Here is a 13,738-nt window from a genome sequence, read left to right on the forward strand (position 1 = left end):
ATTTCAAGAAAAGCGAGTTTGATCATGGCTGAGAATTACGACGTCATCGTCCTGGGCTCCGGCCCCGGCGGCTATGTGGCCGCGATCCGCGCCGCCCAACTGGGCCTGAAGACCGCCATCGTCGAGCGCGAGAATCTGGGCGGCATCTGCCTCAACTGGGGCTGCATCCCGACCAAGGCGCTGCTGCGCTCGGCGGAAATCTACCATTATATGCAGCATGCGAAGGATTACGGCCTGGTTGCCGAGAAGATCAGCGCCGACATCGAAGCGGTGGTGAAGCGCTCTCGCGGCGTCGCGAAGCAACTCAATCAGGGCGTCACGCACCTGATGAAGAAGAACAAGATCACCGTCCATATGGGTGAAGGCAAGCTGGTCGCAAAGGGCAGGCTCAGCGTCACCAAAGACGGCAAGACCGAAGAACTGACGGCGAAGAACATCATCGTCGCCACCGGCGCCCGCGCCCGCGACCTGCCCTTCGCCCCGGCGGACGGCAAGCGCGTCTGGACCTACCGCCACGCCATGACCCCGCCGGAAATGCCCGGCAAGCTGCTGGTCATCGGCTCCGGCGCGATCGGCATCGAATTCGCCAGCTTCTATAATGACATGGGCGCGGAAGTCACCGTGGTCGAGATGATGGACCGCGTCGTCCCGGTCGAGGATGCGGACGTCTCCGCTTTCCTGGAAAAGGCGCTCAAGAAGCAGGGCATGACCATCATGACCGGCGCGGGCGTGGAGAAGCTGGAGGTTGCCGCCAACGGCGTGAAGGCCGCGATCAAGGGCAAGGACGGCAAGATCGTCAACGGCGAATATAGCCATGTCATCGTCGCCATCGGCATCGTCCCCAACACCGAAAATATCGGTCTGGAAGCCTTAGGCGTGAAGACCGAACGCGGCCATATCGTCACCGACCCCGCCTGCAAGACCAATGTCGAGGGCATCTGGGCCATCGGCGACGTCACCGCCCCACCATGGCTGGCGCACAAGGCGAGCCATGAGGGCGTGATCGCGGCGGAGGCGATTGCGGGCCAGCATCCCCACGCGATGGACGTGCGCAACATCCCCGGCTGCACTTATTGCCACCCGCAGATCGCCAGCGTCGGCCTGACCGAAGCCAAGGCGAAGGAGGCGGGCTATGAAGTGAAGGTCGGCATGTTCCCCTTCATCGGCAACGGTAAGGCGATTGCGCTGGGCGAGGCGGAGGGCTTCACCAAGACGGTGTTTGACGCCAAGACCGGCGAATTGCTGGGCGCGCATATGGTGGGCGCGGAAGTGACCGAGATGATCCAGGGCTTCACCATCGGCAAGACGCTGGAAACGACCGAGGCGGAACTGATGCACACGGTCTTCCCGCATCCGACCATCTCCGAATCCATGCATGAAAGCGTGCTGGCGGCCTATGGGCGCGCGCTCCATATCTGATCGGCGCAAAGCCGTGGCAAAAGGCGCGGGGGCTTTGGCTTTCGCGCTTTTTTGCATTCTGGCGATTGCGCTGGCGCAGCGGCACGGATGGCTGGAGTGTCTGAACATCGGCCTGATGGGAATGGCCGGACGAGCGCGAGGAAGCAGCGCGGGCATCCCTATCACCTGGATCATGCAACTGGCCTCGATGATCGGCGGCACGGCGGCGCGTTTCGCCCTATTGGCCGCCTGCGTCATCCTTCTCTGGAGCAGCGCCCGAACCCGCGCCTATTGGCTGCTGTGGGTGACGGTCGGCGGAACGCTGCTCAATATCGCGCTCAAACAGGTCTTCGCCGCGCCCCGGCCAGACCTGCTGCCGCATCTCGACATCGTGCACAGCTACAGCTTCCCCAGCGGCCACGCGGCGGGAAACATGATCCTCTTCGGCGCGCTGGCGATGCTGGCGGGGCGGCGATCCGCCCATGCCGCCGCAGCGCTGGCGATTGCGCTGATCGGCACCAGCCGCGTGTGGCTGGGCGTCCACTGGCCCAGCGACGTGCTCGCCGGATGGATCGAAGGGCTGGGCTGGCTGGCGTTCTGCCGCGTCTGGCTACCAGCGGGGCGAGGGCAGGGCGAGGGCGCGGATCAGGCTGCTATGCGGCGGCATGCCGTCGGCGGTGACGAAGCCATGGACCCAGAAACTGTCGAACACGGTCGCGGCGGCGATTGACAGCAGCAGCAGCGCCGATCCGGCGAACAGCATGCGCGCCCACCGGACCGGTTCTTCCGGCATGAACGCCATCAACGCCAGCGGCAACATCGGCAGGAAATAGCGCCCCTGCGTCCCTTGGATATAATCGGCCCCCAACGGCGTCCCGGTCAGATACATGGCGGTTTCGATCAACAGCGCCACCCCCGCGACGATGCCAAGCCACCACAGCCTCTGCCCCCAGCCAAAACGCTCGCCCGATCCGCTGAAGACCGCCGCGCCCAGCATCAGCAACGCCAGTGGATAGGCCATCAACGGCAACAATATCGCGTTCCACCCGAAGCGGCCCACGATCTGGAGCGCATAGACCGGCGCGCGTTCAGCCACGCTGCCCGCCAGCACATGCAGAAAGGCGAGGGGATCATGAAGGATCACGGCCAATTGCTCGCCCAGCGGCGCGGTCATGACCGTCTTGCCGGTCTTGCGCGACACGATATGATAGAGCGCCTGACTGCCCCCGGAAAATTTCATCCAGAACAGGAAGGCCAGTGCGCCAAGCGCCATCGCGGCCAAAATCGCCAGAGCGCGAAAATCGCGGCGCCTCTCAGGCCAGCGCAGCCCGGCCGCCATCAACGGCAGATAGACGCCCTTCGCCAGCGCCAGCAGCGGAGCCGCCAGATACAGCGCAAAACCGCGCCCGCCGGTCCATCCCATGAAACCCACCCGCAAGGCCAGGGCAAGGCCCAGAAATCCCAGGCCATTGATCACCGCGTCAGGCGAAAGCGATCCATTCTGATAACAAAATGTCGGCAACAGGGCGGCGGCCAACATGGCATTCCGTCCAAAGGGAAGAAGACCAATGGCGACGCCGAGAAGGATCAGGGAAAACAGCGCGTTGACGACCCGCCCTGCATAAAATGCGCCAAGCCTTGGCAAGCCCAGATCATCCCCAATGGTCAATCCCACCGCACCCGGAGCGTAAAGCGTCGGCGCATAATTGGCGACATTGGGAAAATCGGCAAAACGCCGCGCATCGGCATGAGGACCGTCAGCCTCCCAGGCCGCCGCCAACATCCCCTTGTCGAAGCTGCGCGGCGTGGAAGACATGCCTGTCGGAAAATGCACGTCATGCAGGTCGACCGCCGCACGCGGCAACTCCGCGCCGATTATCGCTCCCCGCCGTTCCGTCAGGACACGCCCTTCGGACAGCAGCAGCGCCTTCATATAATGCTGATTTTCGTCCGGAGCCTGAAAGGGCGGCGTGACGCAGGAAAAGAACAAAGTCGCCACGCAAACCAGCGCGTAGAGCAGCCTTTCCCATCCCGTCCATGGCATCGATCAAATCCCGTCCGTCCACGGCGGTGGAGCGCAAGACGCCGGATTAGGCCCAAGCCGTTAATATTTCCCAAGAGTGTCCGGCCCTACCAAATCCTCCCTACGCGAAGCGTGGGGAGGGGGACCGCCGCTGAAAGCGGTGGTGGAGGGGAAATTCGGAGGTCGCGCCTTTTCCCCTCCACCAGCCTTCGGCCGGTCCCCCTCCCCATCTCTCGATGGGGAGGAATAGGACAGGTCACACCCCCAAAAAACCTCAGCCGTCCTCCTCAACCTCCCGCCCAACCGGCGGATGCAGCCGCAACCGGCTGACCCGGCGTCCGTCGCTGGCCAATATCTCCAGCTTCCAGCCGCTTTCCTCATGCTCGACGATTTCGCCCGGTTCCGGAACCCGGCCCGCAATCACGAAAGCCAGCCCGCCCAACGTGTCGACATCCTCCTCGACATCGGCCAGCTTCCCGTCGATCTCCTTGGCAACATCCTCCAGCTCGGCGCGGGCGTCGGCCTCCCAAAGCCCGCCCTCCAGCGGCACGAGCATCGCCTCCGGCTCCTCGTCATGCTCATCCTCGACCTCGCCGACGATTTCCTCGACCAGATCCTCGAAGGTGAGCAGCCCTTCCGTCCCCGAATATTCGTCCAGCACAATGGCCAGATGGGTGCGCTTAGCCCGCATTTCGGCCAGCAGGTCCAGCGCCCCCATGCTTTCCGGCACATAGAGCGGCTGGCGGATCAGCGGTTCCAGACTGTCGGGCACCGGCGCCTTGCCCGCCAATATGGCGAAGGCGTCGCGGATGTGGATCATGCCGACAATGGTGTCGAGCGTGTCGCGATAGACCGGAATACGGCTGTGTCCCGCCTCCGCGAACAGGGCGGCCAGGTCGGCGAAGCTCGCCTTTTCCTCGATGGCGACGATGTCGGCGCGGGGCACCGCCACGTCATCGACCGTATGTTCGGAAAAATGCAACAGGTTGCGGACCATCTGGCGCTCGATCGCCGACAGGTCGCCCTTGGCAGGCGGTGCCGCGCCCTCATCCTGCTCCTCCTCATCATATTCGTCGAGCGTATCCTCCAGCTCGCGGCGCAGGCTGGGGCTTTCTTCCTCGCCGAAAAGCAGCGACTTCAGGCCGCTCCATAAACCGCCTTCGTGGCTACTACTGTCCGATTCCTTGGAACCGTTGCCGTCCTTCGGACTGCCTTCAGCCATGTTCGTTCATTATCCCTGTTATCGATCCCCATAGGGATCGGAAATGCCCAGGCTGACCAGCGATTGCGTCTCAAGAGCCTCCATCGCTTCCGCCTCTGCGTCCTCCATATGATCATATCCCAGCAAATGGAAAGTCCCATGAACGATCAGATGGGTCGCATGATCCGCGACGGAGATGCCCTTTTCGGCCGCTTCGGCGGCGCAAACCCCCTCCGCCAGCACGATATCGCCCAATATCACCTCGCCATCGTCGGTGTTGGCGGTGGCTTCCAGCAGGTCGGCCTGCACCATCGGGAAGGACAGGACGTTGGTCGGCTTGTCCTTGTCCCGATAGGCGCGGTTGAGTTGATGGACCTCCTCGTCGCTGGTCAGCTTCACCGCGACCTCGTACAGCGCCTCGTCCGCCGCGAAGGCTGCATAGGGGCTGTGCTTGATCGCCGCGACGACGGCCCGCTGGGCCAGCAATTCCCAGTCGGTATCGGGCCAGCCCTGTTCATGGAGCACGGCGACTTCAATCATCTGTTTTCATTCCCATCCGGGCCGATTTTTTTCACTCCCGTTCGGGACGATGCTTTCTTCCCTGTCCGGGCTGATGCTTTCATCCAGTTCGGGCTGATTTTCCCCCTCCGTTCGGGCTGAGCGAAGTCGAAGCCCCTGCCTGAGCGCCAGCGAAGGCACCCCCCTCCGCCTGCCTGAGCGCCAGCGAAGGCGCCCCGCTCCACCCGCCAACATCCTTCGACAGCTTCAGGCATCCGGCCCCTCATAGGCCTGCACGATCCGCCCGACGACCGGATGGCGCACCACGTCGCCGATGCCGAACGGCACGACGGAGATGCCTTCCACCCCCTCCAGCCGCGTCACCGCGTCGGCCAGCCCCGAAATGCCCGGCTGCGGCAGGTCGACCTGACGCGGATCGCCGCAGATCACCATGCGGCTGCCCTCGCCGAAGCGGGTGAGGAACATCTTCATCTGGGCGATGGTGGTGTTCTGCGCTTCGTCCAGCACGATGAAGGCGTTGGCCAGCGTCCGCCCGCGCATGAAGGCGAGGGGGGCGATCTCGATCTCGCCCGACGCGATGCGGCGCTCGACCTGTTCGGCGGGCAGCGTGTCGTACAGCGCGTCGTAGATCGGGCGCAGATAGGGGTCGACCTTCTCCTTCATGTCGCCGGGCAAGAAGCCCAGCCGCTCGCCCGCCTCGACCGCGGGGCGTGACAGGATCAGCCGGTCGACGCTGCCGGTGATAAGCTGGCTCACCGCCTGCGCGACGGCCAGATAGGTCTTGCCGGTGCCTGCCGGGCCAAGCGCGAAGATGATGTCGTTGCGGGTCAGCGCCTCCATATACGTCACCTGCGTCGCGGAGCGGGGAACGATGGTCTTCTTGCGCGTGCGGATCATCACCTTGGGCGGTTCGGCCACGTCATGGCGGATGATGCCGTCCAGCGTCGGTTCGGATGACATGGCGATCACCGCCTCCACCGCACCGCTGTCGATTTCCTGCCCCGCGACGATGCGGTTGTAGAGGCCGGTCATCACGTCGCGGGCGCGGGCGGCGGCCTCTGCCTCGCCCTCGATCTGCAACTTGTTGCCGCGCGCGGCGATATAGACGCCTAGCCGGTTTTCGATGGCGACCAGATTCTGGTCATATTGGCCGAACAGCGCGGTCAGCAGATGCGGACGGTCGAAAACGACCTCCAGCCGGGCGCGCTCGGCAACGTCGGTGCGATGGTTCTGGTTCGGTTTCTTCGACATTCAGCAGCCTCCCTTCCCTATAGCCATATCCGCGTGGGCGGATATCCATCTCCTGTCCTTTATGCCTGGCGGACAGGCCGGGAGATGGGTTCCCGACTGCGCGGGAACGACTTTGAGTTGGTTCAAGCGGCCTTCCTCCTGCTGGGTTCGCCGGCCAGACTGTTCGGGCCGGCGCTGATGATATCGACTTCGATCATGTCGCCGATGGAAAGTTCCGGCGCGGTGACATGGACGGACTGGAGCCACGGCGTCTTGCCGATCAACTGGCCGGGATGGCGACCCTTGCGCTCCAGCAAGATGTCGGTGGTGCGCCCGACCGTGGCGGCGTTGAACTCCACCTGATGCCGGTTGATCACCGCCTGAAGGCGGGCCAGCCGTTCGTCCATCACTTCGGCCGGAATCTGATGATCCATGTCGGCGGCCGGGGTGCCGGGACGCGGGCTATATTTGAAAGAATAGCATTGCGCATAACGCACTTGCTCGACGATCTTCAGAGTATCTTCGAACTCTGCATCAGTCTCCCCAGGGAAGCCGACAATGAAATCCCCAGACAGCGCCATATCGCCACGACATTCACGGACTCGCTCGATAATGCGAAGATAGCTGTCGGTGCTGTGACTGCGGTTCATCGCCTTCAATATGCGGTCATTGCCCGACTGCACCGGCAGATGCAGAAACGGCATCAGCTTGGGCTCGTCACCATGCGCCGCGATCAGCCCGTCGCTCATGTCATTGGGGTGGCTGGTGGTGTAGCGGATGCGCTTCAACGCGTCGATCTTCGCCAGTTCGCGGACCAGCCCGTCCATTCCCTGCATCCGGCCCTTGCCGTCCTCGCCCGTCCAGGCGTTGACATTCTGGCCCAGCAGCGTGATCTCCCGCACCCCGCCATCGACCAGCGCCTTCGCTTCATCCAGGATCGCGGACCATGTCCGGCTGATTTCCGCCCCCCGCGTATAAGGAACCACGCAATAAGTGCAGAATTTGTCGCACCCTTCCATGATCGTCAGGAATGCGGTGGGTCGCGCCTGCTGGGTGCGGCCGGGCAGGGCGGCGAATTTCGACGCCAACGGCATGTCGGTGTCGACCGCCTGCTCCCCTCGGCCCGCCTTGTCGATCAGGTCCGGCAGGCGGTGATAGGCCTGCGGGCCGACGACGATGTCGACATTGCGGGCGCGCCGCTGGATCTCGCCGCCCTCAGCCTGCGCGACGCAGCCCGCGACGGCGATCATTGGGCGGCTGCCGTCTTCCCGCGTCATGCGGCCGATGTCGGAATAGACCTTGTCCACCGCCTTTTCGCGGATGTGGCAGGTGTTCAGGATGACCAGATCGGCCTCTGCCCCCTCCGCGGCGGCGGTCATGCCGCGTGTCCCAAGCATCTCGGCCATGCGCTCGCCATCATAGACGTTCATCTGGCAGCCGAAGGATTTGACGTGGAAAGTCGCTGGAGTCTTTTGGGCGTCGTTACGATTCATGCGGTTCAGCTATACAGGGCGCGGCGCCGGAGTGAAAGTGCGCGATGCTGGCGGCGATCCTTTGCCGCGTCATCGCCGCCAAAGCCTTGCGATCCGGGCAGATGGCGGGGTCGAACGGCTCCAGAAAGCGCAGCGTGACGTCCAGCCTGCCCTTGCGTTCAAGCAATCTCTTGACGTTCGCGCCCGCCGGTTCGTCGCTATGCCAACTAATCTCGGCGGTGGCCGGGCCATAGTCGATATGCACCGGTTGAATCCGCACCGATCGGGGAGGGGGCAGCAGGACGGCCAGCAGGGATGGCTTGAACGGCAGCAGGCCGGAGCCGTCGCTGGTCGTGCCTTCGGGGAAAAGCGCGACCGGTTGATGCCCCGCGAGCGCCGCCCGCAAGGCATCAAGCTGTGACGAAAGCGCACCCCGCCGGTCGCGGGCGACGAACAGCGTGTTGTTCTGCGCGGCGAGCCAGCCGATGACCGGCCAGCCCGCTATGCCGTCATGCGCGACGAAGGCCGATCCGGTCGCGCCGCCCAGCGCCAATATATCGACCCAACTGACATGATTGGCGATGATGAAGCTGTCGCCATGAAAGGGATGCCCCTCGATCCGAACGCGAGCCCCCACGGATCGCGCCGCCATGCCCAGAAAGCGTCGCGGCCAGGGCGAATGCCGCCCAGCGGCGCTCCAGAGCAGATGCAGGGGAAGGCAGATCAGCAGGCTGGCGGCCAGCGCTCCTATGCGCGCTATGCGGCGGAATCGGGACAAGCCGCCTCAGTTCTTGCGGTCGAGCGCGACGCCGTACAATTCCATCCGATGGTCGACCAGACGGAAGCCCAGCTTTTCCGCGATCTGCTTTTGCAACTGTTCCAGCTCGGGGTCGACAAATTCGATCACATTGCCGGTTTCGACATCGATTAGATGGTCGTGATGGGACTCGGGCGCCGCTTCATAGCGGGCGCGGCCGTCGCCGAAATCATGACGATCCAATATGCCCGCTTCCTCGAACAGGCGGACGGTGCGGTAGACGGTGGCGATGGAAATGCCCGGATCGATCGCGGCCGAGCGCCTGTGCAACTCCTCCACATCCGGATGATCGGTGGCGTCGCTCAATACCTGGGCGATGACGCGGCGCTGTTCGGTGATGCGCAGACCCTTTTCATGGCAAAGGGCTTCGACGTCGATCTTGCGGTTCATGCAGGCTCACTTGGCTGAAATGTGCGTAAGTCTGAGAAGAGCCTAGCGGCTTTTATCCCAGTATAAAAGGGGCGCGCGGTAGGCGCACCCCTTGCATGGACTTTTACGTGCTGGGCGAGCGCTTATTTGGGCGCGCGGACGCGACGGCGCTTGGTGCCAAGGCCGATCTTCTTCGCCAGGCTGCGGCGCTGTTCGGCATAGTTGGGGGCGACCATTGGATAATCGGCCGGCAGGCCCCACTTCGCCCGATAATCTTCCGGCGTCATCTGATAATGAGTCATCAGGTGGCGCTTCAGCATCTTCAGCTTCTTGCCGTCTTCCAGGCAGATGATGTAGTCCGGCTTGATCGAGGATCGGACCGAAACGGCAGGTTCCGGCTTCACTTCCGGCGCGGCGGCCGGCGTGGCCAGACCGGAAAGCGCGGCGTGCACATTCTGGATCAGTGTAGATACGTCCGAGACGGCGACGCTGTTGTTCGAGACATGGGCCGCGACAATGTCCGACGTCAAAGTAATGAGCAATTCGCTCTGCGCTGATTCGATTTCCATTTCTTTTCCCTGCGAAGGCTATTGATTGCGCGACCCGCCCTAGGAAAATCATTTCAGGAGCGGTATGGGTCAGCTATACCCGTGGTTTCTTTTTTGCAAGGGCTGATTTAAGTCATCTAAGCATATCGATACGAAAGCTAAGCGCATCATGAAGTTGTCCGTCGATGCCGCGATAGTAACCGGGGCGACGGTGTACATATTCGAACCCGGTTTTTTCATATAGGCTTATTGCCGTATTGGATGCGCGGACTTCCAGATTCATCGACGTAATGCCCCGCCTGCGCGCCGTGCCGAGGCTGTCGAGCAGCAGGGCTTCCCCGATGCCCCGGCCGCGCCAGAGTGGACTGACCGCCAGCAACAGCAGTTCGCATTCGTCGAGAACCGAGCGGACCAGGGCGAATCCCAGCGGAGCGGCATCGACGCGGGCGATGGTCAGCCATGTGCCGGGCATCGTCATCACCCCCGCAAGCTGGGGCAGCGTCCATGCCTCCCCGAAGGCGGGATCGAAGGCGCGGACCATCACATCCATGGCGTCGCTCATCGCGTTGCGCTCGCCTTCTTCATAGGTATCGAGGACGAGGCCGGGGATCATGACGGCGCCCGGTCCGCCATCGGCCGCGCATCGGCGTCGCGACAGTAGATGGGTGAGGGGGGAAGCGGCGGAAGTCCGGCGATCAGCGGATAGTCGGCGGCGTCGGGATAAAGGCTGATGGCCGCGCCATGACCGCGCGCCGTCACCAGTGCTTCGGCGCCTGTGCCGTAAAACTGCGCATGGGCAAGCCGCTCCGCCAGCGCGGCGATCGGCGTGGAGGCGGGCTGGGTCAGCGGGTAAAGCCCGTCAGTGGAGAATGTCTGCCAGAACAATTCGCCATGGCCGCCGGTGATGGTGGCGACCACCTCTCCATCGCGATGTTCCGCCGCCGCCCTGGCCGCGATCAGGTTCAGCGCGCCATAGCCGTGCAGGGGGACGTTCCAGGCAAGCGCCAATGCGCGGGCGGCGGCTATGCCGATGCGGACGCCGGTGAAGCTGCCAGGCCCCACATCGACGGCGATCGCATCCGCCTTGCCGCCGTGGGGCAGGGCGGTGATGGCGGGCAACAGCGCCTCGGCATGGCCGCGTCCGACGATTTCGTGAAAATGGCCCACCAGCGCGCCGTCATCGAGCAGCGCCACGGACAGCGCCTGCGTCGCGGTATCGATGACCAATATGCGCAAAGAAAACCCCTGTGGACCGCCCGCCCGATGCGATGCGTAAATCAGCGGTTAGTCGATCGGCGCGGGTTTGCCAATTGGTCCCGGCCTTCAGACGGCGCGAACCTCGGTCACTTCGGGGACATAATGTTTAAGCAACTGCTCTATGCCGTTTTTCAACGTCGCGGTGGACGATGGGCAGCCCGAACAGGCGCCCTGCATCCTGAGATAGACCGTGCCCTTGTCGAAGCCGCGATAGACGATGTCGCCGCCATCGTTCGCCACCGCTGGACGGACGCGGGTGTCGATCAGTTCGCGGATTTGCGAGACGATTTCCGCGTCTTCGGGATCGTCGGCGAATTCCTCCTCTTCCGGCACGAAGATGTCCCCGGCGGAACCCGGCGCAAATAGAGGCATATTGGCCGAAAAATGCTCCAGCAAGATCGAGAGTATGTCGGGCTTCACGTCGTTCCACTGCGCGCCCGGCGCGATGGTCACGGAGATGAAATCGCCGCCGAAGAACACGCCCGTCACGTCGCCCAGGCCGAACAGCGCATCGGCGAGGGGGGAAGCTTCCGCCTCTTCGGGCGTGGCGAAATCGCGGGTGCCCATTCCCATGACCACGCGGCCGGGAAGGAATTTGACGGTGGCCGGATTGGGCGTCGCTTCGGTCTCTATCAACATGCGCGCTATGTGGAGAGAAGAGTGCGCAAGATCAAGCTTTCGTGCTAAATTGCGTGTCGGAACTTCGCTTGATGCCGTCGATTGAGTCCCTGTGAAAGATCGAATGGAGAGAGAAGATGAACAACGAGTCCGACATCCGCCATCGTTTCTGGTCAGAGCTGTCGCAAAGCCCGTTTGTGATGATCGGCTTGCAGGGTTCCCATGACCATAGCATGCCGATGACCGCCCAACTCGATCCCGGCGCCAACCATTGTTTCTGGTTCTATACGACGCGGGAAAACCGTTTGGCGGCTGGCGGCCCCGCTATGGCGCAGTTCGTCGCCAAGGGGCATTTCCTCTTCGCTTGCATCGACGGCACGCTGGTGGAGGAGACGGACCCGGCAGTGATTGATCGCTATTGGACCCATGAGGTGGCGAGCTGGTATCCGGGCGGGAGGCAGGACCCCCATCTGCTGATGTTGCGTTTCGACTTGGGCAGGGCGGAAATCTGGCGGGCAGACATGTCGCTGGGTGGCATGTTCCGGCAGATGTTCGGCGGTGATGTCCGCGATGAGATGCGCGGCAAGCATGTGGAAGTAACGCTTTAAATCACTGGGACAGGCGGACCGTCATCCCGGCGCTCGCCGGGATGACGAACTATCTTGATTTTCCCCGGCATTCCCGCCATATGCGCTGCAGCGCAGCAGACGGGCTTCATTTGCCCCATCAGCGATTGGCAGCGTGATCGCTCCGGCCGGACAGGCATCGGGGCCGGCCAATGAAAGTCTGCGCCAAGCTTTGAGGCTTCCCTTTTCACGCGGGTCGTTTCGTAACCCGCCTTGCGTCCCGGCCATGCCGGATGACGCCGGGGCCGATTGTGAGTTATCATTCATGCAATTTACCGACCTTGGCCTTGCCGAGCCGATCCTGAAGGCGCTCGCCGCCAAGAAATATGGTTCGCCCACGCCCATCCAGGCGCAGGCCATCCCGATGCTGCTCAAGGGCAAGGATCTGTGCGGCATCGCGCAGACCGGCACGGGCAAGACGGCGGCCTTCGCGCTGCCCAGCCTTGACCATTTCGCCCGCAATCCCAAGCCGACGCTGCTCCAGGGCTGCCGGATGCTGGTGCTGTCCCCGACCCGCGAACTGGCCGCTCAGATCGCGCAGAGCTTCCGCGATTATGGCCGCTTCCTGAAGCTGTCGGTCGAAGTGGTGTTCGGCGGCGTACCGATCAACCGGCAGATCCGGGCGCTGGGACGCGGCGTCGACATCGTCGTCGCCACGCCGGGCCGCCTGCTCGACCTGATCGACCAGCGCGCCTTCACCATCAAGGACACGGAAATCTTCGTCCTCGACGAAGCCGATCAGATGATGGACATGGGCTTCATCCACCCCCTGAAGCGCATCGCCAAGCTGCTGCCGAAGGAAAGGCAGAACCTCTTCTTTTCCGCCACCATGCCGTCAGAGATCGAGGCGCTGGCCGCCCAGTTCCTGCACGATCCGGTGAAGGTCAGTGTCGCGCCCCAGTCGACCACGGCGGAACGGGTGCGCCAGCAGGCGACCTTCGTCAACCAGATGGAAAAGCAGGCGCTGCTGAACCTGACGATCAGGAACGAGGATATCGACCGCGCCTTGATCTTCACCCGGACCAAGCATGGCGCTGACCGCGTCGTGCGCTTTCTGGAGGGGGCGGGGATTCAGGCCGTCGCGATCCACGGCAACAAGAGCCAGGCGCAGCGGACCACCGCGCTCCAGGCATTCCGCCACGGCCATGTGAAACTGCTGGTGGCGACCGACATCGCGGCGCGGGGGATCGACGTTTCGGGCGTGTCTCACGTCATCAATTTCGAACTGCCCAACGTGCCGGAACAATATGTCCACCGCATCGGCCGCACCGCGCGTGCTGGGGCCGAGGGTATCGCGATCAGCTTCGTGGCGGACGATGAGCGACCCTATCTGAAGGCCATCGAACGCACGACCAAGGTGAAGCTGGACGTCGTGCCGCTGCCGGAGAATTTCGTGGAGGCGGTACGCAATCTTCCCAAGGCGGCGCCGCAGCGCAAGGGCCGCGAGCAGACGCCGGAGCAGAAGGCGCGGCGCGCCGATGGCCAGCGCCGTTATCAGGACCAGCAGAAGCAGCAGCGCGGCAATGCCGAACGCGCGCATCGCCCCGATGGCGAAGCAGCGCCTGCAAAGAAGAATTTCCGCCGCCGCCGCGGTGGGAGCAGCGTTGGCGCGCATAAGGGCGCAGTGCAAAAGACCGGCGGGCGGTGAGCTGATCCGAAC

Annotated in this window: 15 protein-coding genes; 4 read left to right on the forward strand and 11 right to left on the reverse strand. The window is 63.4% G+C overall.

All coding sequences use genetic code 11. The features are described 5' to 3' along the window. The first annotated feature begins 24 nt into the window (after nt 1–24). Nucleotides 25–1,419 (forward strand): dihydrolipoyl dehydrogenase, encoded by a 1,395-nt coding sequence (gene lpdA / locus BV95_RS00130; RefSeq protein WP_037446426.1) that lies wholly within the window; start codon nt 25–27, stop codon nt 1,417–1,419. After that, on the forward strand, nt 1,397–2,128 hold the full coding sequence (locus tag BV95_RS22875) for a phosphatase PAP2 family protein (protein ID WP_156028519.1): 732 nt from the start codon (nt 1,397–1,399) through the stop codon (nt 2,126–2,128). Before lpdA ends, BV95_RS22875 begins: the two co-directional genes overlap by 23 nt. Here the strand turns inward: BV95_RS22875 and BV95_RS00135 are convergent. From BV95_RS00135 to BV95_RS00185, 11 genes are all read right to left on the reverse strand, one after another. After that, the gene (locus tag BV95_RS00135; RefSeq protein ID WP_037446191.1) at nt 2,009–3,442 is read right to left on the reverse strand and encodes a DUF2142 domain-containing protein; all 1,434 of its coding nucleotides are present in this window, start codon (nt 3,440–3,442) and stop codon (nt 2,009–2,011) included. The genes BV95_RS22875 and BV95_RS00135 overlap by 120 nt on opposite strands. Before the next feature lie 253 nt (nt 3,443–3,695). Then, a complete protein-coding gene (locus BV95_RS00140; RefSeq protein WP_037446193.1) occupies nt 3,696–4,643 on the reverse strand; it encodes a hemolysin family protein in 948 nt (315 codons plus the stop codon). Between the two features lie 18 nt (nt 4,644–4,661). Continuing rightward, nucleotides 4,662–5,162, reverse strand: a complete 501-nt coding sequence (ybeY, locus tag BV95_RS00145; protein ID WP_037446195.1) for an rRNA maturation RNase YbeY — start codon at nt 5,160–5,162, stop codon at nt 4,662–4,664. A 225-nt stretch (nt 5,163–5,387) separates the two neighbouring features. Further along, nucleotides 5,388–6,392: a PhoH family protein gene (locus BV95_RS00150; protein ID WP_037446197.1), complete on the reverse strand. Its 1,005-nt coding sequence runs from the start codon at nt 6,390–6,392 to the stop codon at nt 5,388–5,390. 122 nt (nt 6,393–6,514) lie between these two features. Further along, nucleotides 6,515–7,864: a tRNA (N6-isopentenyl adenosine(37)-C2)-methylthiotransferase MiaB gene (gene miaB / locus BV95_RS00155; RefSeq protein WP_037446199.1), complete on the reverse strand. Its 1,350-nt coding sequence runs from the start codon at nt 7,862–7,864 to the stop codon at nt 6,515–6,517. Next, nucleotides 7,854–8,621: a lysophospholipid acyltransferase family protein gene (locus tag BV95_RS00160; RefSeq protein WP_037446201.1), complete on the reverse strand. Its 768-nt coding sequence runs from the start codon at nt 8,619–8,621 to the stop codon at nt 7,854–7,856. The genes miaB and BV95_RS00160 overlap by 11 nt, the downstream gene beginning before the upstream one ends. A gap of 6 nt (nt 8,622–8,627) precedes the next feature. Continuing rightward, entirely contained in the window at nt 8,628–9,050 is a 423-nt protein-coding gene (locus BV95_RS00165) for a Fur family transcriptional regulator (protein ID WP_013847009.1), read from the reverse strand. Nucleotides 9,051–9,172: 122 nt separating this feature from the next. Then, nucleotides 9,173–9,598 (reverse strand): Ros/MucR family transcriptional regulator, encoded by a 426-nt coding sequence (locus BV95_RS00170; RefSeq protein WP_007685024.1) that lies wholly within the window; start codon nt 9,596–9,598, stop codon nt 9,173–9,175. A gap of 112 nt (nt 9,599–9,710) precedes the next feature. After that, the gene (locus BV95_RS00175; RefSeq protein ID WP_037446203.1) at nt 9,711–10,190 is read right to left on the reverse strand and encodes a GNAT family N-acetyltransferase; all 480 of its coding nucleotides are present in this window, start codon (nt 10,188–10,190) and stop codon (nt 9,711–9,713) included. Beyond that, nucleotides 10,187–10,813, reverse strand: a complete 627-nt coding sequence (tsaB, locus tag BV95_RS00180; protein WP_037446205.1) for a tRNA (adenosine(37)-N6)-threonylcarbamoyltransferase complex dimerization subunit type 1 TsaB — start codon at nt 10,811–10,813, stop codon at nt 10,187–10,189. Before tsaB ends, BV95_RS00175 begins: the two co-directional genes overlap by 4 nt. 87 nt (nt 10,814–10,900) lie before the next feature. Continuing rightward, nucleotides 10,901–11,473 (reverse strand): NifU family protein, encoded by a 573-nt coding sequence (locus BV95_RS00185; protein WP_037446207.1) that lies wholly within the window; start codon nt 11,471–11,473, stop codon nt 10,901–10,903. Between the two features lie 116 nt (nt 11,474–11,589). Between BV95_RS00185 and BV95_RS00190 the strand changes: the two genes are divergently transcribed. Together BV95_RS00190 and BV95_RS00195 are read left to right on the forward strand one after the other, a co-directional pair. Next, nucleotides 11,590–12,060: a pyridoxamine 5'-phosphate oxidase family protein gene (locus tag BV95_RS00190; RefSeq protein ID WP_037446209.1), complete on the forward strand. Its 471-nt coding sequence runs from the start codon at nt 11,590–11,592 to the stop codon at nt 12,058–12,060. A gap of 283 nt (nt 12,061–12,343) precedes the next feature. Continuing rightward, a complete protein-coding gene (locus tag BV95_RS00195) occupies nt 12,344–13,726 on the forward strand; it encodes a DEAD/DEAH box helicase (protein ID WP_037446210.1) in 1,383 nt (460 codons plus the stop codon). Nucleotides 13,727–13,738: the final 12 nt, after the last annotated feature.

Source organism: Sphingobium chlorophenolicum, from assembly GCF_000722875.1.
GTDB classification, from domain to species: domain Bacteria; phylum Pseudomonadota; class Alphaproteobacteria; order Sphingomonadales; family Sphingomonadaceae; genus Sphingobium; species Sphingobium chlorophenolicum.